Source organism: Haemophilus sp. THUN1690 (genome assembly GCF_059704375.1).
On sequence record NZ_AP046582.1, the window covers coordinates 260,196 to 281,006 of the forward strand.

A 20,811-nucleotide genomic window follows, 5' to 3' on the forward strand; every position below is an offset into this window, starting at 1 on the left:
TAGAAAAATAGCATATGGCATTATTACAAATTGCAGAACCCGGACAAGCTGCTGCACCGCATCAACATCGTTTAGCCGTTGGGATTGATTTAGGAACAACCAATTCTTTAGTTGCGTCCGTGCGTAGTGGGCAATCCGTGATTCTTAATGATGAACAAGAACGTAGTCTTGTGCCGTCAGTTGTTCATTATGGCGTTGAAGAGAAGAAAGTTGGTTTAGAAGCCTTTGAACAAGCATCACTTGATCCAAAAAATACGGTGATTTCAGTAAAACGTCTAATTGGTCGTAGTCTTGCTGATGTTCAGTCTCGTTATTCTAGTTTGCCTTATGAATTTGTGGCGAGTGAAAATGGATTGCCTTTAATTGTTACGGCACAGGGCCCCAAAAGTCCAATTGAAGTATCTTCAGATATTTTATCGCGTTTAAATCATATTGCAGAACAACGCCTTGGTGGTGAGCTTTCTGGGGTTGTGATTACGGTTCCTGCTTATTTCGATGATGCTCAACGTCAAAGTACTAAGGATGCTGCGCGTTTAGCAGGGCTAAATGTATTACGTTTATTGAATGAGCCTACTGCAGCTGCAGTTGCTTATGGATTGGATAGCGGGCAGGAAGGGATTATTGCAGTTTATGATTTAGGTGGCGGTACATTTGATATTTCAATTTTACGTTTATCAAAAGGTGTCTTTGAAGTCCTAGCAACGGGTGGCGATACTGCGCTAGGTGGTGATGATTTTGACCATTTAATAGCAGATTGGGTTGTAGAACAAACCCAACTAAAACCACAAACCCCAAATCAACAGCGCGAACTGATAACCCTTGCGAGCCGAGCCAAAATTGCTTTAAGTACTGAGAAAAGTGCGGTCATTTCTTGGCAGAATTTTTCAGTAGAAATTTCACGGGAACAATTTAATGAGTTGATTCATTCACTTGTAAAACGTTCATTGCTAACTTGTCGTCGAGCTTTGAAAGATGCCAACGTTGAATCTGAAGAAGTGCAAGCTGTGGTGATGGTTGGTGGTTCAACTCGAGTGCCATACGTACGAGAACAAGTTGGCGAGTTTTTTGGTAAAACACCACTCACCTCCATTGATCCAGATAAAGTTGTGGCACTTGGTGCTGCAATTCAAGCGGATATTTTAGTCGGTAATAAAACTGATTCTGATATGTTGTTGCTGGATGTCGTGCCGCTTTCTTTAGGAATTGAGACGATGGGGGGATTAGTGGAAAAAATTATTCCTCGTAACACAACAATTCCTGTAGCTCGTGCACAAGAGTTTACTACTTTCAAAGATGGCCAAACAGCAATGACCGTTCATGTCGTACAAGGTGAACGTGAGCTGGTAGATGATTGTCGCTCTTTAGGGCGTTTTACTCTACGAGGTATTCCTGCAATGGCTGCGGGGGCTGCTCATATTCGAGTGACTTATCAAGTCGATGCAGATGGTTTATTAAGTGTGACTGCAATGGAAAAATCGACGAAAGTGCAGGCATCAATTCAAATTAAACCTTCCTATGGTTTAACCGATGAAGAAGTGACCGCAATGATAAAATCTTCTTTTGATAATGCGCAAGAGGATTTACAAGCTCGTGAATTAGCAGAGCAACGAGTAGAAGCAGATCGAGTGATTGAAAGCGTAATTGTTGCGTTACAAGCAGATGGGGATGAATTGCTGAGTACAGAAGAATTTCATCATATTGAAAGTGTGTTAAAACAATTAATGGATGTAAAACAAGGTTCAGATCGTGATGCAATCGCGCAAGCAATTAAATCCTTGGATACTGCTACCCAAGAATTTGCAGCACGTCGAATGAATGCATCAATTAATAAAGCTTTGACAGGCAAAAATTTGTCAGATATTGAAAAACCGTAAAAGTGCGGTCAGATTATTAAATAATTTTGAGGAAAGTGTTATGCCAAAAGTGATTTTTTTACCTAATGAAGAATTTTGTCCCGAAGGTATGGTAGTTGATGCAGCTGCAGGTGATAATTTATTAGAAGTTGCACACAATGCAGGAGTAGAAATTCATCATGCTTGTGATGGCTCCTGTGCTTGTACAACCTGTCATGTGATTATCCGCGAAGGTTTTGACTCGCTAAATGAAACGAGTGATCAAGAAGAAGATATGCTGGATAAAGCTTGGGGATTAGAAATGGATAGTCGTTTATCTTGCCAATGTGTAGTGGGAGACGAAGATCTTGTGGTAGAAATTCCGAAATATAACATCAACCATGCCAATGAGGCGGCCCACTAATGAAATGGACTGATGCACAATTAATTGCAGAAGAACTTTACGATCGTAATCCAGATTTAGATCCAAAAACAGTTCGTTTTACTGATTTACATAAATGGATTTGTGAACTTGAGGATTTTGATGACGATCCTAATAAGTCAAACGAAGCAATTCTTGAGGCTATTTTGTTGAAATGGTTGGATGAATTTGAATAATTAGAAATTTGATTGAAAAAATACCCGCACTTTGATGCGGGTATTCTTTTTTAAAGATTGTTTAATTTCATTTTGGCCATTTGTTGTTCTAATTGGCTACCACTTTGTTGTGCTTGCTCAAAGCTGTTTTTGGCCGCAACTTTATCTCCTTTAGCGACTTGGATATCACCAGTTAAAATCGCTTTACGAGCATCAAAACTTTCACCCTTCACTTGATTTAAGGTGGTTAATGCATTGTCTAATTGACCCAATTGAAATTGCACCGCACTGAGACGTAATGCAACAATAGATGTTAATACTTCATCTTGAGATTGCGTTAATGCTTGATTTAAGTTTGCTTCTGCTGCTGCAAAGTCTTGTTTCTCTGTCGCTTTTTTCGCTTCATCTAACAAAGCAAAGACAGCATATACAGTTTTGCTGTTAGTTTGCACAAATTGTTCTATATTTGCTTTTTTAGCCTGCTCATCTTGTTGTGTGGAATAGATTAGAGCATCATACTGTGCAGAAGCTTGAGCGATTTGTTCTGCTTGGTGGGCTTGCCAATAACGCCATCCAAACATACCACCAACACCTAAGATAAAAGCGACAATAATTGTTTTGCCATTCTCTTTCCACCAGTCTTTCAACTGGTTAATCTCTTGTTCTTCTTCAATGGAATAAGCCATGTTTTTCCCCTTTTAAATTAAAATTGAGTTTGAATATAGTCGATTATATTCACTAAATCTAAGGTTTGCTGATCTGCACCACCCTGCAAGTGTTTAACAACGACTTGTTTATTTTGTACTTCGCTTTCGCCGATAACTAATGCCAATGTTGCACCAGATTTATCTGCACGTTTAAATTGTTTTTTGAAATTACCACCAGAGCAGTGTAACATCGTATTTAAGTGCGGTAATTCTGAGCGTACTTTTTCCGCTAATTCAAAAGCGGCTAATGTTGCGCCTTCACCTTGATAAACAACATAAATATCCACCGCACTTTTCACAGGAATATTTGGATTAACTTCTTGTACCAACAGGACTAAACGCTCTAAACCCATCGCAAATCCAATGCTTGGTGTTGAGTGTCCGCCAAGTTGTTCTACTAAACCGTCATAACGTCCGCCACCACATACAGTACCTTGTGCGCCAAGAGCAGAGGTTACCCATTCAAATACAGTTTTGTTGTAATAATCTAAGCCACGCACGAGTTTAGGATTAATTTCATATTGAATACCCACTGCATCTAATAATGAACATAATTGTTCAAAATGCTCACGGCTTTCATCATCTAGATAATCAAGCAATTTTGGTGCGTTATCTAATACTTTTTGTAATTCTGGATTTTTGGTATCCAAAATACGAAGCGGATTTTTTACCAAGCGATCTTTTTCTTCATCGCTCATTAAATCTTGATGGTTTTCTAAGAATCCAACTAAAGCTGAGCGATAATTTGCTCGAGCTTCTAAAGAGCCAATTGAGTTAAGTTGAAGTGTAACATATTGATCGATACCTAATGCTTTCCATAAACGATAGGTAAGCATGATTAATTCTGCATCGATTTCTGGATTCGCAATACCGAATACCTCAACACCTGCTTGATGGAATTGACGGTAACGACCTTTTTGTGGACGTTCATGACGGAACATTGGCCCCATATACCATAAGCGTTGTTCATTGTTATAGATCCAACCGTGTTCAATGGCGGCACGCACACAACCTGCAGTGCCTTCAGGGCGTAAGGTTAATTGTTCATCGTTATCCCAAAATGTGTACATCTCTTTTGAAACAACATCTGTTACTTCACCGATTGCACGAGCGAATAATGGTGTACTTTCTACAACTGGCATACGCACTTCGGAATAACCGTAGTTGTTTAATACTTGGCGTACTTGCGCTTCAATCCATTGCCATAATGGAGATTCAGTAGGGGAGCAATCGTTCATTCCACGAATTGCTTGAATAGTTTTAGCCACGAGCTTTCCTTAAATAATTCTGTTTTTGGGATCTTGTTGTGCGACTTTTGCACGAATTTTTGCTTCTAATTGGTTAACAATATCTTCGTTATCGAAGCGTTCTTTTTGACGTTCGCCATTAAGATAATAACCGCTTTTTTTGTTACCACCGGTTACCCCGAGATCAGATACGAGTGCTTCGCCTGGACCATTCACTACGCAACCGATAATTGATACATCCATTGGTGTAATAATATCTTCAAGGCGTTGTTCTAACGCATTTACTGTACCGATTACATCAAACTCTTGGCGAGAGCACGTTGGGCATGCAATAAAATTAATGCCACGAGAGCGAATTCGTAAAGATTTAAGAATATCAAAGCCTACTTTAATTTCCTCTACGGGATCAGCAGCTAATGATACACGTAATGTGTCGCCAATACCTTCGGCAAGTAACATGCCTAGACCTATTGCAGATTTGACCGCACCTGCACGCGCGCCACCTGCCTCTGTAATCCCTAAATGCAATGGTTGCTTGATAGATTTAGCAAGTAAACGATAAGCTTCTACCGCTAAGAAGACATCGGAGGCTTTTACACTCACTTTAAATTGATCGAAGTTAAGGCGATCTAGAATTTCTACATGACGTAATGCTGATTCTAATAATGCCTCTGGTGTTGGTTCGCCGTATTTTTCTTGCAGATCTTTTTCTAAAGAGCCTGCGTTTACGCCGATACGAATGGGAATATTTTTGTCACGAGCACAATCAACAACGGCACGGATGCGATCTTCACGACCAATATTGCCTGGATTGATACGTAAACAATCTACTCCATATTCTGCGACTTTTAGCGCGATACGATAGTCGAAATGAATATCTGCTACGAGAGGGACATTTACTTGCTGCTTAATTTGTTTAAATGCTTCTGCAGCATCCATTGTTGGAACGGATACGCGAACGATATCTGCACCAACACGTTCTAATGATTTAATTTGAGCAACTGTCGCTTCCACATCAGTGGTGCGAGTATTTGTCATTGACTGCACGGCAATTGGCGCATCACCACCAACTGGTACATTTCCTACATAAATTTTTGTCGATTCACGACGCTTAATGCTTGGTTGAAAAGCTGACATCTTTTTCCTTATTAAGGTTGTGAAAGTTTGAATTTTGCAATGCGGCCATCCACTTTGAGTGGATAATTTTCACCTTTATAGGTGATACGTACATTACTTGGTGCACCAACAATTAATGAAAACTCATCGCCATTAAAAGTTAATATTTCACCTTTTTTGTACTCTTTTTGTGCTAATACTCGGCGATTTTTATCTTTTACGCTGAGCCAGCTCGTATTATTTAAGATTTCTACAATCAAGTCTCCTTTAACAGTAGGAGCCGCTGGAGAAATTGATGGATTTTCTACCGCACTTTGAGTGTCTGAAACTGATTTTTCATCGTTTTTTGTTTGTGGAACGGCATTTTCTTGTGCTATTTCTGGTAACACATTATTTGTTATTTCTACTGGTTGTGAGACAGCTGCTGTTGTTTCTTGTGCAGTTTTATTGCTTTCTTCTGTTTTTACAAGAGCTGTGGCTGGCTGATTGTTTTCGGTAGAAGCAACATAGCTTTGTACTAAGTCATCACGTTCTTGGTTATTTTGCTGATAACTTTGCCACCACCAAAGTCCAGTCATGCCAAGGACTAAAATAAGTACAATGATAGATAAACGCCCGACCCAGCGAGAGTGCGATGAATATTGATTTACTTCTCGAGTTGAACGAGCATTTTTACTCAGATCGTTTTTATCATTTTCTGCAAATGTAATATTTCCCCATACAGAATCGGGTAAGCGTAAGAACTTGGCATAGCTACGCACATAACCTTTTACAAAGATTGCAGGGGTAGATTTTTGAATAAATTCGTTGTTTTCAAGTTGCTGTAATATGGAAGGACGTAGCGCAATTTCTTTGGCGACGTCTTCGAGAGAAAGATTCAAGTTTTCACGTGCTTGGCGAAAAATCTCACCTGGTGAAAGTTCTTGCTCAGTTGTTGGATTCATAAATTCAATCAAATAATATGCGATAAATAAAGACTAAATTTTAAAGTCCAACGCTTGATTTGGCAATGCTTTATTTGAAGGTATTAAATTTTTCCGCTCGTTTACTATCAGTTTGTCGCAATTTTTGTAATGCTTGTTGATAAATATCCATTTTTTGAGCGGAATAAGCACAAAGAGCCATATTTTCAAATGTATCTGCTTGATGATAATAATTAGGTGAATTCAGTGCGAGTTGAAATTGCTGTTGAGCTTGTTCAAATTGCTTTTGACGACATAAAAATGTGCCAAAATTATTATGTAAGTCTCCCTGTTGATTATTGAGTTTTAAAGCGATTTCATATTCACGATGTGCGTTCTCAATTTCACCTTGTTGTTGATAATAATGCGCAAGCGCTGAATGCACGAGATAGTAATTTTTATCGTGTTGAAGTGCTTTATCTAAGTTGATTTTGGCTAGTTGAGGATTACCTTGTTGAAGGTAACCGAGGGCAAGTTCTAAGCGCGCTTTAGCTGCTGATTGTTGATTGAAATCTTGAATAGTTGATTGCGAAACGCAAGCAGAAAAAATGAAAGGGAAAATAACCGCACCGAGTTGTTTACTTCTTAGTTGTTTACTTATTGTTTGCATTTTTTCTCCTTTTAACAGGGCAGGAAGAAATATTTAATATGCTTTAATTTGTATGAGAATATAGGGCATGTGAACTTGATTAATTCACATGCCTAGAATATTAATTAACTTCTGTCACCCCAATATTTTGTCCAAATTGGCGTTTCATTGCCGTACGTTTAGTTCGATCGATAACATCTCCAGCTAACTGTCCGCAAGCTGCATCAATGTCATCTCCTCGAGTTTTACGAATAATCACGGTAAAGCCATATTCCATCAAGGTTTTTTGGAAGCGGTCAATACGTGTATTCGAGCTTTTTGCATAAGGTGCTTCTGGGAACGGATTCCACGGAATTAAATTAATTTTACAAGGCGTATTTTTTAATACTTCTGCAAGTTGATGAGCATGTTCAACGCCATCATTTACATGATCGAGCATGACATATTCAATCGTCACTTTGCCGTGATTCGCATTTGATACACTCAAATAACGATTTACCGAGTCAATCAACATTTTGATATTATATTTTTTGTTGATTGGCACAATTTCATCACGTAATTCATCGTTTGGGGCATGTAATGAAATAGCCAAAGCCACATCGATCATTTTGCTCAAATTATCTAGTGCCGGCACAACCCCAGAAGTCGATAAAGTGACACGACGTTTTGATAAACCGTAGGCAAAATCATCTAACATAATTTCCATTGCGGGAACAACGTTAGCGACATTTAACAAGGGCTCGCCCATTCCCATCATTACCACATTGGTAATTGGTCTAACGCCAGTCACCCCAAAGTTGCCAATAATTTTAGAGGCTCTCCAAACTTGGCCGATAATTTCTGAAACCGTTAAATTGCGATTAAACCCTTGTTGTGCGGTTGAACAGAATGTACAAGCTAAGGCGCAGCCAACTTGGGAAGATACACAAAGCGTCGCGCGATCTGCTTCGGGAATATACACAGTTTCAACTTGTTGTTCACCTACTTGCATTGCCCATTTTATCGTGCCATCGGCTGAACGCTGTTCAACGGCAACTTCTGGTGCTTTAATTTCTGCAACAGCTTTAAGTTTTTCTCGTAATTTTTTATTAATGTTTGTCATATTGTCGAAGTTATCTTCGCCAAAATGATAAATCCATTTTACTAACTGATCGGCTCGGAATGGTTTTTCGCCGAGTTCTTTAAAAAATTCGCGCATTTGTTGGCGCGTTAAATCCATTAGATTAATTTTTTTAGCTGGTGCATCTGATTGCACTGACAATAATTCTGACATTTTAGCCTCGTTATTACACATTGTGGCGATAGCGTTGTGCTGGTGTTTTTATTAAAAACTCACAACGAAAAATTCGCAATTAAAAAATGAACGGCGATTGTACAGATTTGTCACCGCATAATCTAGCGGAATTGAAAAACGATGGAAAATATCACCGCATTTTTTGCGATCTAGATCGCAAATATTTCCAATTACAGCGTAAAAAGTGCGGTAAAATGTAAGCCTATTTTCTAAGGTGACCAATAATGTTTAAAAAAGCTTTATTTATTTTTTCTTTGTGTCCTTCTTTTGCGGTGGCACAGTCTTATGTTGTGTACGATTTTACGCATAATCGAGTGTTGGAAAGCTATGCGCCTGATAGCGTTCAGCCCATTGCTTCTGTAACGAAATTAATGACGGCAAACGTGTTTCTAGAAAATAATACAAATCCTAATTGTACCATTTCGATAACCAGTGACGATCGTGATTACATTAAAGGTACAAGCACCAAATTACCGATGAATGTTCCTATGGCTTGCAGAGAATTATTAAAGGCGATGCTTGTACATTCTGATAACTATGCCGCCCATGCGCTTTCTCGTGCAGCAGGAATGAGCAGAATACAATTTATTAATAAAATGAATGAAAAAGCTCGTCAATTAGGCATGTATTCTACTCGTTTTCATGATAGTTCTGGTTTATCGAGTAGCAATATCTCGAGTCCTATGGATTTAGTTAAACTTGCTAGACATTCTTTAAATAAACCTGAAATTCGACAACTATCTAACATCAGCGCTACGAATATCCAAGCAGGAAGACATAGTGTATTAATGAAAAATACAAATAAATTAGTGCGTGATGAAATTTTTGATGCTGTGGTAAATAAGACTGGCTACATTCGAGAATCTGGTTATAACCTTGTTTTCATCAATAAACACCCATGTAAAAGTTCTACCATCGGTGTAATTAGTCTCAATAATTCTTCTTCTGCATATCGTTCTAGCTTTACTAAAAGCAAATTAGAAAAATACGGTTGTACTGCATTGAATGGACGAACCATTCATGATGTTGAAGGCGAGGCACAATATGAAGATGGTTATGATGAAGAAGGTTTAAATGACCTAATAAAGAAAGTATCAGGCTAATAGAATAACCGTTGAACACATAGGGAAAATCTATCACATTTTTTGTTATTCTCTATATAATTAAAAATAATCACTTAATTTGATAATTATTTTCATTTGAAATGCGTAATAAAAATAGTACTATTACCTGTGATGAATAATTGTTGAGCTGTTGAGCGATTATTCAGGCATCCAATCTAATACTTTTTTATAAGGACATCTTATGCGAAATTCATTAAAAATTATGACCGCACTTGCACTTGGTTTATTTGCAATGCAGGCTAATGCAAAATTCAAAGTCGTCACCACCTTCACCGTGATTCAAGATATCGCACAAAATGTGGCAGGCAATGCAGCTACAGTGGAATCTATCACCAAACCAGGTGCTGAAATTCATGAATATGAACCTACTCCAAAAGACATTGTGAAAGCACAGTCTGCCGATTTAATTCTATGGAACGGCTTAAATTTGGAACGTTGGTTTGAACGTTTCTTCCAAAATATTAAAGACAAACCAGCAGTAGTGGTGACTGAAGGTATTCAACCATTGTCTATTTATGAAGGCCCGTATAAAGATGCGCCTAATCCACATGCGTGGATGTCGCCATCTAATGCATTAATTTATATTGAAAATATTAAAAATGCATTGGTGAAATATGATCCACAAAATGCAGCAATGTACGAAAAAAATGCTGCTGATTATGCTCAAAAAATTAAACAACTTGATGAGCCACTTCGTGCAAAATTAGCACAGATTCCAGAAGCTCAACGCTGGCTTGTGACAAGTGAAGGTGCTTTCAGTTATTTGGCGAAAGATTACAACTTAAAAGAAGGTTATTTATGGCCAATTAATGCTGAACAACAAGGCACACCACAACAAGTGCGTAAAGTGATTGATTTAGTTCGTAAAAACAATATTCCTGTTGTGTTTAGTGAAAGTACAATTTCACCAAAACCAGCACAACAAGTAGCGAAAGAAAGTGGCGCAAAATACGGTGGCGTGTTGTATGTTGACTCTCTTTCTGCGAAAAAAGGCCCAGTGCCAACTTATATTGATTTGCTTAACGTAACTGTATCAACCATTGTTAAAGGATTCGGAAAATAATGGACTCTTTCTCGACATCAATTTGGGTTAATGATGTAACTGTTCGTTACAACAATGGCCACACAGCTATTCACAATATGACGTTCTCATTAAACAGTGGAACTATTTGTGCATTAGTGGGTGTGAATGGCAGTGGAAAGTCCACATTATTTAAAAGCATAATGGGGCTTGTGAAGCCACAACAAGGCGAAATCAAACTTTGTGATCTGCCAATTTCCCAAGCACTGAAACGTAATTTGGTTGCTTATGTTCCACAATCTGAAGAAGTTGACTGGCAATTTCCTGTGTCAGTGTATGATGTCGTGATGATGGGACGTTATGGGTATATGAATTTCCTTCGTATTCCCAAGGCGATTGATAAACAAAAAGTTCAAGAGGCGATGCAGAGAGTGAACATTGAACATCTCGCGCATCGTCAAATTGGAGAGTTATCTGGCGGGCAGAAAAAACGCGTGTTTTTGGCCCGCGCTTTAGCACAACAAAGTCCAATTATTTTATTGGATGAACCTTTCACTGGCGTTGATGTGAAAACTGAAAATGCCATTGTTGATCTTCTTCAACAGCTTCGAGAAGAAGGTCATCTGATTCTTGTCTCAACTCATAACTTAGGTTCTGTTCCTGATTTTTGTGATCAAGTGGTGATGATTAATCGTACGGTGATTGCAGCAGGGAAAACGGAAGATACCTTTAACCAACATAATTTGGAAATTGTGTTTGGTGGGGTATTACGCCATATTAAATTGTTGGGTGAAGATTTACATAACGATGAAGATAAACGTGCTGTTACCGTCTTGACGGATGATGAAAAAGCCGTTGTATTCTATGGTGAAACTAAACAAGATCCACCAGCACCAACAACAAAGGATTGCCATTTCGAAGACTGTCCTTGTAAAAGTGCGGTGAAAAAAGAGGAGGGTTAAGGCATGTTAGCATTATTATTAGAACCTTTTTCCTATGATTATATGCTCAAGGCGATGATCTTGAGTACGGCAGTGGGTGGGATTTGTGCTTTTTTGTCTTCATATTTAATGCTTAAAGGCTGGTCTTTGATTGGTGATGCACTTTCTCATTCTGTTGTGCCTGGTGTCGCGATAGCTTATGCCTTTTCTTTGCCTTATGCCCTTGGTGCATTTTTTGCTGGAATTTTAGCCGCACTTTCCATTCTTTGGATTAAATCCATTTCTAAACTGAAAGAAGATGCTGTGATAGGTTTTATTTTCAGTACTTTCTTTGCATTAGGTCTATTGATCATTTCTTTAAATCCAACATCAGTAGATGTGCAAAGCATCATTTTAGGCAATATTTTAGGCATTGCTGACGAAGATATTTACCAAGTGGCAATTATCATCGGTGTTTGTTTAGTATTGCTTTTATTATTTTGGAAGGATTTACTACTGATTTTTTTCGATGAAACTCAAGCGATTACAGTTGGTCTTTCTCCATTATTTTATAAAATTTTATTTTTCACATTATTGAGTGCTTGTGTGGTAGCTGCATTGCAAACTGTCGGCGCAATTTTAGTGATTGCGATGGTCGTTACCCCGGGTGCGACAGCATATTTACTGACAGATAAATTCAAAACCTTGTCAATCATCGCGATTATTTTAGGGGCGGTGACAAGTTTTGTTGGTGTTTATATTAGCTATTATTTAGATGGTGCCACAGGCGGTGTGATTGTGACATTGCAAACATTATTATTCTTGGCTGCTTTCTTATTTTCACCAAAATATGGTTTGCTCACTCGTAATAAAAAGGCGGTAGAAAATGTTTGATTGGCTTTTAGAACCGCTACAATTTGAGTTTATGCAAAATGCTTTGTTGACTGCATTTATTGTTTCAATTATTTGTGCGTTGCTTTCTTGCTATTTAGTCTTGAAAGGTTGGTCGTTAATGGGCGATGCGATTTCCCATGCGGTGTTGCCTGGTATTGTGCTTGCTTATTTGGCAGGAATTCCTTTAGCGATTGGCGCATTTTTCTCAGGCATTTTTTGCTCCCTTGGCGTGGGATATTTAAAAGAAAATAGTCGTATAAAAGAAGATACAGCAATGGGCATTGTATTTTCTGGAATGTTTGCCATTGGTCTTGTTATGTTCACCAAAATTCAAACAGAACAGCATTTAACGCATATTTTGTTTGGTAATGTATTGGGTGTTAGTCATCAAGAGCTTATTCAAAGTGCGGTCATTTCTGCGATAATTTTTTGTATGATTGTCTTTAAACGTAAAGACTTTTTACTTTATTGTTTTGACCCAAGTCATGCTCGTGTTGCAGGGCTTTCTCCAAAGATTTTACATTATGGCTTATTAATGTTGCTTGCTTTAACCATTGTAAGCACGATGCAAGTGGTAGGCGTTATTTTGGTGGTGGCAATGTTAATTGCGCCAGGAATTACCGCACTTACGCTTACAAAATCTTTTGATAAAATGTTATGGATTGCTATTGTCAGTTCCATTACATCAAGCCTAATTGGCGTAATATTGAGCTATCATTTTGATGCGTCAACTGGAGCTTGTATTATTCTGTTGCAAGCTGTCTTTTTTGTTATTGCATTAGCTTATAGCAAAATTAAAACAAGATAATTTCCCTTCTTTGAAAAACGGTACGAGCTTCATGGTTTGTACCGTTTTTGTTCGATGAAATATTCTTTCAACTTTCACAAGATATTTATTTTACATAACTCATTCTTTATCTTATTTCCCTCATAATTCTCAAAATCTTCTTTAGCTGAATTTTGTGGTATCTATTATTGAATAGATATATATGGAAGGATTTAATGTGGATAAAAATTGAAATGAATAACTATAAAATAACGTTGCATACTTTGCAATTCCTATCGGCCTTAAATATTTAAAAAACTTTAGATTGCTTTATTTGATTTTAGAACAAACAAAAAGGCGAACCTTTCGATTCGCCTTCATAGTTTCTAATTGTTTAATTAGAAGAATACACGCATACCTACGCCAATAGCTTTGTCTTTAACTTTACTATTTTGGTCGTAATTACCTTGTGCATCATACCCTTTAGTAACTTGGTATTTACCTTCAACATAGGTTACAACTTGTTTATGAAGTTTATAGTCAACACCTAACAAGAAACCGTGTTGTTTGGTTTTTGGATAATCATCGCCATTTTTAATTTGTTCGTATTTATAGTTACCATATACACTACTTAAATCAGTAACTTGATATTGGAAACCTGGAGATACAAAGAAACGTTTTTCATTCTTAGGTGTGTTAATGAATTTAGTTTTAGCATAACCACCATCTACAGAAAGAGTAAGACCATCAAATTCATAACCAAGGCTTGCAAGAACTGCATCTTTATGTTGAGTAGTATAGTCTTCAGTAGTGATTTTAGTTGTAGCTGGGGCATTTGCTGCGCCAGGAACTACTTTAGTAATAGTTTCTGTGCCAGTTTTATAATTTGTACGTCCAAGTCCTAATTTAGCGATAATTCCATCTTTTTCATAAGATGCACCAACTTGGAAACCATTTTGAAGTTTACCGCTTAACACTTCATTATTTGCATCGCGTTCATTTGCGAATAAGTAATCTGCACTGATAACTAAACCTTCAATACCTTTGTAAGCATAGCGAATAACTGAATCACCTTCTGTTGGGATATATTCGTCTTTATCAATAATACCGTAGGTGTAATCGTTAGCTGTGCTTAAAGAGTCTGCTGTGGTTAATTGGCGACCAAATGTAAGTTCACCACGTTCTTTGTGACCTAATCCAACGAACGCACGTCTAGTACCTAAAGCGCCGAAACCGTCGCCCTTAGCGCCATTTCCTTGTTTTCCATCAAATCGAACTTGTAACTGACCTAATGCGTAATAGCCGCTATCTAAATTATGTTTTACTTTAACTTCTAAACGAGAACCAGCATTTTTTAATCCAGAATGAGTACGTTTAGTATCTGCTTTATTGCCGCCTTTGTTAGTTTTTTCTAACTGAACACGAATAGAACCGCCAATTTCAACTTTAGTTCCTTCGTTATCGTAAACTACTGCTGCGTTCGCTGCTGAAGCTGCGAATGCACCGATGATTAATGCTGCAAGTGTTTTTTTCATAATTTGTATTCCTTATGGTTGTTTACTATCTATGATTGAACTCTTTTTATATAAGATTGTCCAACCGCCTAAATAGACATGGCGAATCATTGCAAATTCGCATTTTGATGTCAACTCTCCAAAATTTTAATTTTCTTGAAATCTGATCGAGATCACACTTTTTGTATATTTTTGTCTGTTTTTTGTTCTGTTTCTGAGGCTTGAGTATCGTCTATAAATATTTTTAGGTATTGGGGAATAGAATGATATGTCGGTTTCTATATTATTCTTCCATGTAGCCAATATCTTCCTGTGTTGGGTTTTCTGCTCCTTTTTTAGCTAATTCATCGCAAATTTCATTTTCTCTGTGTCCTGCATGACCTTTCACCCATTGCCAATTAATTTTATGACGTTGGATGGATTCATCTAAGGCTATCCATAAATCTTGGTTTTTTACAGGCTTTCCAGAACTTGCTTTCCAATTATTTTTTTTCCAGTTAAAGATCCATTTTGTTATGCCATTTTTCATATACTGGCTATCACTATAAATCGTGATCAAACAAGGTTCTTTTAATGCATTTAATGCTTCAATGACAGCACGTAATTCCATTCGATTATTGGTAGTTTTAAAATAGCCTTTTGAGAGCATTTTTTCATGCTGTTTATAACGCAATATGGCGCCAATTCCGCCCGCACCGGGATTACCTAAGCAAGATCCATCAGTAAAAATTTCAATCTGTTTTTGCATAACAAAAAGGTTGTTGTGTAGAATGACAAGTATTTTAATGGAAAGAGATAGGTTGAACAAATGATTAATCCCAATCGCCAAATTGTATTAGATACTGAAACTACAGGTATGAATCAGCTTGGCGCGCATTATGAAGGACACTGCATTATTGAAATTGGTGCAGTTGAATTAATAAATCGTCGTTACACAGGTAATAATTTCCATATTTACATTAAACCAGATCGTCCCGTTGATCCTGATGCGATTAAAGTTCATGGTATTACTGATGAAATGTTAGCGGATAAACCAGAATTCAAAGAAGTTGCCCAAGATTTTTTGGATTATATTAATGGTGCGGAATTGCTTATTCACAATGCGCCCTTTGACGTTGGATTTATGGATTATGAATTTCGTAAACTTAACCTCAATGTGAAAACTAACGATATTTGTTTGGTGACAGATACTTTGCAAATGGCGCGCCAGATGTATCCCGGAAAACGTAATAATTTGGACGCACTTTGTGATCGCTTAGGTATTGATAATAGCAAACGTACTTTGCACGGTGCGTTACTGGATGCCGAGATCTTGGCGGATGTTTATTTGATGATGACGGGGGGACAAACAAATTTATTCGATGAAGAAGAATCTGTTGAGTCTGAAGTTATCCATGTTGTGCAAGAAAAAGCTGTGGAAGAAATAAAAAGTGCGGTGGATTTTGCGCACAATTTAAAATTACTTCAACCTACTGATGATGAACTACAAGCGCATTTGGAATTATTAAAAATGATTAATAAAAAAAGTGGAAATAATTGTCTTTGGGATAAACGCTTTGGCAATGATAATGTGCATTAATCGTTTGGAATTTAAGCAGGTAAGCAAAATTTAATAAAAAAAGATTGACGAGATTTATGTTCGTCATTATGATACGCACCACTTAGCGGAGTGGTAGTTCAGCTGGTTAGAATACCTGCCTGTCACGCAGGGGGTCGCGGGTTCGAGTCCCGTCCATTCCGCCAATTTAAAATTAATATCTTATCTCGGAGTGGTAGTTCAGCTGGTTAGAATACCTGCCTGTCACGCAGGGGGTCGCGGGTTCGAGTCCCGTCCATTCCGCCAATTAAGATAAATAAAGATAGCACCTAATGGTGCTTTTTTTGTATGTGAAATTTGCTTCATCCTTGACAAAAATAAAGTAAACTTTTAAGATTTGAAGAACTAGGGAGCTGTAACTCCCTAGTATGTTGTCTTATTAGTAAGCGGGTGGGCTCACTAATAATAAAATGACAACAAGGATAATGAGTTTCATCATGTTCTTATCCTCTTCAAACGTTGCGAAAAAGCGCAACACTCGCTTTCAAGGTGATGACTTGAAAGCGAGATTATTATAACGTTAAGTTATAGATAAATAAACAGTGTTTAGAAAGCCATAGGATTGTATCCTGTGGCTTTTTCTTTTCCTTGTTGAAATCATTTTTTACCAATCCTTTAACTTCCGATATAATAGCCGCCATTTTTGACAAAATAAGAGATTTTTTATGGCAACTCCAGTTGTGGCCCTTGTTGGTCGCCCGAATGTGGGAAAATCCACATTATTTAATCGCCTTACTCGTACAAGAGATGCGTTAGTCGCTGATTTTCCTGGTCTAACTCGTGATAGAAAATACGGTCATGCTCATATTGCTGGCTATGAGTTTATTGTTATTGATACTGGCGGTATTGATGGAACTGAAGAGGGCGTAGAAGAAAAAATGGCGGAGCAATCTTTGCTTGCTATTGATGAAGCCGATATTGTTCTTTTCCTTGTGGATGCTAGAGCGGGTTTAACGGCAGCTGATATTGGTATTGCTAATTACTTACGTCAACGTCAAAACAAAACGACGATTGTGGTGGCAAATAAAACTGATGGTATTGATGCGGATTCTCATTGTGCTGAATTTTATCAGTTAGGCTTAGGAGAAATTGAGCAAATCGCTGCTTCGCAGGGTCGTGGTGTTACTCAATTAATGGAACAAGTGCTTGCACCGTTTGCGGAACAAATGGGAAACTCCGATGAAAATGACCGCACTTCTGAGGAGGAACAAGACGAATGGGAACAAGAATTCGATTTTGATTCAGAAGAAGATACGGCCTTGCTTGATGAGGCGTTAGAAGAATCGGAAGAAGAGCAAGATAAAAATATTAAGATTGCCATTGTTGGCCGCCCAAATGTGGGTAAATCTACCTTAACCAATCGTATTTTAGGTGAAGATCGTGTGGTGGTTTACGATATGCCAGGTACGACACGCGACAGTATTTATATTCCAATGGAGCGTGATGGACAGCAATATACGTTGATTGATACAGCTGGTGTGCGTAAGCGTGGTAAAGTACATTTAGCTGTTGAAAAATTCTCCGTGATTAAAACCTTGCAAGCGATTCAAGATGCTAATGTTGTATTACTGACTATTGATGCGAGAGAGAACATTTCTGATCAGGATTTATCTTTGCTCGGTTTTATTTTAAATGCAGGCCGTTCTTTAGTGATCGTTGTGAATAAATGGGATGGTTTAGATCAAGATGTGAAAGACCGCGTTAAATCTGAGCTTGATCGTCGTTTAGATTTTATTGATTTTGCTCGCGTGCATTTTATTTCTGCATTGCACGGCAGTGGTGTGGGTAATCTTTTTGATTCGATTAAAGAAGCCTATGCTTGTGCGACTCAAAAAATGACGACCTCGCTTTTAACTCGTATTTTACAAATGGCAACCGATGAGCACCAACCTCCGATGATTGGCGGTCGTCGAATTAAATTAAAATATGCTCATCCAGGTGGTTATAATCCGCCGATTATAGTGGTTCACGGTAACCAAATGGATAAATTACCCGATTCTTATAAACGTTATTTATCTAATTATTATCGTAAGAGTTTGAAAATTATTGGCTCACCAATTCGCCTTCTTTTCCAAGAAGGTTCGAACCCATTTGCGGGGCGTAAAAATAAACTTACCCCGAACCAATTGCGTAAACGTAAGCGTTTGATGAAGTTTATTAAGAAAGCGAAACGTTAAATTCGAGATAGATAAAACTTAGAAAGATTTAACCGAACTTTTAAAACTCTTTTGGGAGAACTAAAGTGCGGTTATTTTTTTATTTGTTTTGCAGAAGAAACGTATGGCGATATTTTAAGTGCGTTGTAATAAAAATGATGAAGCCGATTGAACTTAATGCAGCGCCCGTATAACCAATTTCGTTTAATCCTAGATAGGTTGTCGCAAGGTTTCCAAATAATGCGCCAGCTCCAATTCCTGCATTGAAAATGCCCGAGTAAATAGCCGTTGCAACATCTGTTGCATCTGGCGCAAGTTTTAGTACGCGCATTTGTAGAGAGAGTCCGATACAAGAAATGCCAATCCCCCAAATAAACACAAGGCTGAACATTGCTATCATTCTTTCGGTCGAAAAGAGGAGTAGCAGGAGAGAGAAGATCAATAAACTCATCGAAACAATAATAAATTTTGTGGGCGCAAGTCGGTAGAATCTGTTAAATAATAGACTTGCGGCAATACCTGAGAAACCAAAAATTAATAATACAGCCGTGGCAAAATTTGGATCCAAGTGCCCGACATCAATCATGAATGGTTCGATGTAAGTATAAGCAGTAAAGTGTGCTGAAATGACGATTGCCGTTGTTACATAAAGCCAAAGTAATAATGGGCGCTTAGCTAGCAAGGGTAAACTTGCAATAGAGCCCGCATTTTTACTGGGTAAATTTGGCAATAATCGAATAATTAAAAACATGATGGATAATGCCAGTACCGCAATAATGCCAAAAGTAACCCGCCAACCGACGAGCTGTCCGACAATTCGTCCAATCGGTAAGCCTAATATGGTGGCAAGTGCGGTGCCGATAGCGAGCATTCCTAATGCTTGAGTTTTCTTGTGTTTAGGTGCGATGCGCATCACAAGTGAGGCAGTAATTGACCAAAACACTGAATGGGCTAATGCAATACACATTCGAGCGAGAAGTAATATCCAGAAATTCCAGGCAATGACTGATAAAATATGCCCAACAATAAATATAATGAAAAGCTTAATAAGCAGACTTTTACGCTCCATATTGCCTGTGGCAAGCATGGCCGGTAAAGACATAATTAGCACCGTCCAAGCATAAACTGTCATCATTAAACCGGTATCGGCGGTTTGCATATTAAAACTTTGTGCAATGTCACTTAACATTGCAACGGGCACGAATTCTGTAGTATTAAAAATAAATCCTGCGCAAGCCATAATAAGCACGCGCCATGATTGGATTTTTTCAGCTTTTAAATATAACGACATTAACGTAACTTTTCTTTAATCGCATCAATTAATTGATGGCGGAATTTCTTCGTAAAATTAATTTTATATTGTGGTGAACTGCAGTTACCAAAAAAATTGATTGGTAGTGTTAAATTTTGATAGCGTTGATCAGTAGAATGTAAATTGATATCCATATTGCATTCCATTCGATTTAAATCAATGATGCCTTTTCCTTGCCCCAAAAGTGCGGGTGTTTTTAATTCAAGTTTTTCAGCAATAAGTTGATTTTGTTGGAGAAATAATTGTAAGTAAAATTGTTCAAAGCGAGTGTTTAATTCTTTGTTTTGTAACAGATCACCGTTGTAATTGATAGGGAGATATTGGCTGATCATATCCAATAAATTCACACCAAGAATTTCGCCATTTTGGGCGAGGATATTTAATTTTCCTTGAATAAGTTGCGAATGTAAAAATGTGAAATCAATATTAAAATCTGAGTGTCCACTTAACATTTCTGGCAAATTTAATAGCGCGAATAAGCGTTTAACTGGGAAATATTTGCCTGATAAATTTACCGCACTTTGATTGTCTATTTGTTGATATTTCAATACGGCTAAACAATCGTTATCACACTGCGGTTTTATATAAGTCACCATGTGTTGGCGTGGGGACGTAAAATCTGCGTGGGTTTCCATATAACCAAGAGGCTGGTTATTTAGGCTTGCATCTACAAATTGAATTAGAGCTGATTTCGCTTTTGAAAAATCTAAATTCGCTTTGTTGAAAGTAAAATTGAATGTTTTATTTCCATATACAGGTTTATCAAGTTCAATACGAATATGGCTTTCACCATTCAACATCACTTTTTTAGATAACAATTGATTTAAGGAAAACGGAGCTAAATCCATTGACACATTTGCGCTGTTTTGTGCGTTTTGATTTAGAGTAATTTGTTGAAGATTGAGTGAGTGAAGTTTTGCGTTGCCATAAAAAAGAGGCAAGAAATTGAGTTTAGCCTCAAGTTTTTGAATTGAAAATTGCGTGGTTTTTATATTTTTAAGGGAAAGTGCGGGTGGAAATAGAGATAAATTGACTGATTGAACCGCAATATTTTGTTGTGCTAGTTGTTCATCGATGGCACTTTGTACTCGATAAAGTTGGATATACAAAAAAGAAAAGATCGCCAAAGCGACGATCCCTACGCCAAGCGCGAACTTTTTCAT

General features: G+C 37.7%; 20 protein-coding genes and 2 tRNA genes. 12 read left to right on the plus strand and 10 right to left on the minus strand.

Annotated elements, in window-relative coordinates; genetic code table 11:
• Window positions 1–14 precede the first annotated feature (14 nt).
• The 3 genes from hscA to iscX are packed head-to-tail and all read left to right on the plus strand — an operon-like array spanning window position 15 to window position 2,450.
• Complete coding sequence (gene hscA, locus AC6H22_RS01240; RefSeq protein ID WP_118817460.1) at window positions 15–1,874, plus strand: Fe-S protein assembly chaperone HscA; 1,860 nt, start codon at window positions 15–17, stop codon at window positions 1,872–1,874.
• Between the two features lie 40 nt (window positions 1,875–1,914).
• Window positions 1,915–2,256: an ISC system 2Fe-2S type ferredoxin gene (gene fdx / locus AC6H22_RS01245; protein WP_005629440.1), complete on the plus strand. Its 342-nt coding sequence runs from the start codon at window positions 1,915–1,917 to the stop codon at window positions 2,254–2,256.
• Window positions 2,256–2,450 (plus strand): Fe-S cluster assembly protein IscX, encoded by a 195-nt coding sequence (gene iscX, locus AC6H22_RS01250; RefSeq protein WP_005630102.1) that lies wholly within the window; start codon window positions 2,256–2,258, stop codon window positions 2,448–2,450. Before fdx ends, iscX begins: the two co-directional genes overlap by 1 nt.
• A 50-nt stretch (window positions 2,451–2,500) precedes the next feature.
• Here the strand turns inward: iscX and AC6H22_RS01255 are convergent, their stop codons facing one another.
• The 6 genes from AC6H22_RS01255 to rlmN form a co-directional block, all read right to left on the minus strand.
• Window positions 2,501–3,115, minus strand: a complete 615-nt coding sequence (locus tag AC6H22_RS01255; RefSeq protein WP_118817461.1) for a YfgM family protein — start codon at window positions 3,113–3,115, stop codon at window positions 2,501–2,503.
• Window positions 3,116–3,132: 17 nt separating this feature from the next.
• Complete coding sequence (gene hisS, locus AC6H22_RS01260) at window positions 3,133–4,404, minus strand: histidine--tRNA ligase (RefSeq protein ID WP_497512919.1); 1,272 nt, start codon at window positions 4,402–4,404, stop codon at window positions 3,133–3,135.
• A 9-nt stretch (window positions 4,405–4,413) separates the two neighbouring features.
• A complete protein-coding gene (gene ispG / locus AC6H22_RS01265) occupies window positions 4,414–5,520 on the minus strand; it encodes a flavodoxin-dependent (E)-4-hydroxy-3-methylbut-2-enyl-diphosphate synthase (protein ID WP_005630108.1) in 1,107 nt (368 codons plus the stop codon).
• An 11-nt stretch (window positions 5,521–5,531) separates the two neighbouring features.
• Complete coding sequence (locus AC6H22_RS01270) at window positions 5,532–6,443, minus strand: RodZ domain-containing protein (RefSeq protein ID WP_118817463.1); 912 nt, start codon at window positions 6,441–6,443, stop codon at window positions 5,532–5,534.
• A gap of 70 nt (window positions 6,444–6,513) precedes the next feature.
• A complete protein-coding gene (pilW, locus tag AC6H22_RS01275; RefSeq protein WP_005626944.1) occupies window positions 6,514–7,071 on the minus strand; it encodes a type IV pilus biogenesis/stability protein PilW in 558 nt (185 codons plus the stop codon).
• Between the two features lie 100 nt (window positions 7,072–7,171).
• Complete coding sequence (gene rlmN / locus AC6H22_RS01280; RefSeq protein ID WP_181147133.1) at window positions 7,172–8,323, minus strand: dual-specificity RNA methyltransferase RlmN; 1,152 nt, start codon at window positions 8,321–8,323, stop codon at window positions 7,172–7,174.
• Between the two features lie 245 nt (window positions 8,324–8,568).
• Here rlmN and AC6H22_RS01285 point away from each other — a divergent pair, with 245 nt between their 5' ends.
• The 5 genes from AC6H22_RS01285 (at window position 8,569) to AC6H22_RS01305 (ending at window position 13,111) form a co-directional block, all read left to right on the plus strand.
• Window positions 8,569–9,447 (plus strand): D-alanyl-D-alanine carboxypeptidase family protein, encoded by an 879-nt coding sequence (locus AC6H22_RS01285; RefSeq protein ID WP_118817464.1) that lies wholly within the window; start codon window positions 8,569–8,571, stop codon window positions 9,445–9,447.
• Between the two features lie 202 nt (window positions 9,448–9,649).
• Window positions 9,650–10,531, plus strand: a complete 882-nt coding sequence (locus AC6H22_RS01290) for a metal ABC transporter substrate-binding protein (RefSeq protein ID WP_497512926.1) — start codon at window positions 9,650–9,652, stop codon at window positions 10,529–10,531.
• Entirely contained in the window at window positions 10,531–11,451 is a 921-nt protein-coding gene (locus tag AC6H22_RS01295) for an ATP-binding cassette domain-containing protein (protein WP_497515212.1), read from the plus strand. The genes AC6H22_RS01290 and AC6H22_RS01295 overlap by 1 nt, the downstream gene beginning before the upstream one ends.
• Before the next feature lie 3 nt (window positions 11,452–11,454).
• Complete coding sequence (locus AC6H22_RS01300) at window positions 11,455–12,303, plus strand: metal ABC transporter permease (RefSeq protein WP_497515214.1); 849 nt, start codon at window positions 11,455–11,457, stop codon at window positions 12,301–12,303.
• Window positions 12,296–13,111, plus strand: a complete 816-nt coding sequence (locus AC6H22_RS01305) for a metal ABC transporter permease (RefSeq protein ID WP_005637468.1) — start codon at window positions 12,296–12,298, stop codon at window positions 13,109–13,111. Before AC6H22_RS01300 ends, AC6H22_RS01305 begins: the two co-directional genes overlap by 8 nt.
• A gap of 356 nt (window positions 13,112–13,467) precedes the next feature.
• On the opposite strand, the gene AC6H22_RS01310 is transcribed toward AC6H22_RS01305, so the two are convergent.
• Window positions 13,468–14,604 carry a porin gene (locus AC6H22_RS01310; RefSeq protein ID WP_046939522.1) on the minus strand — a complete coding sequence of 379 codons (1,137 nt, stop codon included), beginning with the start codon at window positions 14,602–14,604 and terminating at the stop codon, window positions 13,468–13,470.
• 262 nt (window positions 14,605–14,866) lie between these two features.
• Window positions 14,867–15,331 (minus strand): ribonuclease HI, encoded by a 465-nt coding sequence (gene rnhA / locus AC6H22_RS01315; protein ID WP_046939521.1) that lies wholly within the window; start codon window positions 15,329–15,331, stop codon window positions 14,867–14,869.
• Between the two features lie 60 nt (window positions 15,332–15,391).
• On the opposite strand from rnhA, the gene dnaQ reads away from it, so the two are divergent.
• The 4 genes from dnaQ to der all read left to right on the plus strand — a co-directional run bounded on the left by dnaQ (window position 15,392) and on the right by der (window position 18,357).
• Window positions 15,392–16,162, plus strand: coding sequence for a DNA polymerase III subunit epsilon (gene dnaQ / locus AC6H22_RS01320; protein ID WP_497515217.1), 771 nt, complete (start codon window positions 15,392–15,394; stop codon window positions 16,160–16,162).
• An 87-nt stretch (window positions 16,163–16,249) separates the two neighbouring features.
• A tRNA-Asp gene (locus AC6H22_RS01325) sits at window positions 16,250–16,326 on the plus strand.
• Window positions 16,327–16,349: 23 nt separating this feature from the next.
• Window positions 16,350–16,426 (plus strand) — tRNA-Asp (locus tag AC6H22_RS01330).
• 419 nt (window positions 16,427–16,845) lie between these two features.
• On the plus strand, window positions 16,846–18,357 hold the full coding sequence (gene der, locus AC6H22_RS01335; RefSeq protein WP_065250182.1) for a ribosome biogenesis GTPase Der: 1,512 nt from the start codon (window positions 16,846–16,848) through the stop codon (window positions 18,355–18,357).
• Window positions 18,358–18,436: 79 nt separating this feature from the next.
• Here der and AC6H22_RS01340 read toward each other — a convergent pair whose 3' ends face one another.
• Together AC6H22_RS01340 and AC6H22_RS01345 are read right to left on the minus strand one after the other, a co-directional pair.
• Complete coding sequence (locus AC6H22_RS01340; protein WP_118817470.1) at window positions 18,437–19,627, minus strand: sugar transporter; 1,191 nt, start codon at window positions 19,625–19,627, stop codon at window positions 18,437–18,439.
• Window positions 19,627–20,811, minus strand: coding sequence for a hypothetical protein (locus tag AC6H22_RS01345; RefSeq protein WP_118817471.1), 1,185 nt, complete (start codon window positions 20,809–20,811; stop codon window positions 19,627–19,629). The genes AC6H22_RS01340 and AC6H22_RS01345 overlap by 1 nt, the downstream gene beginning before the upstream one ends.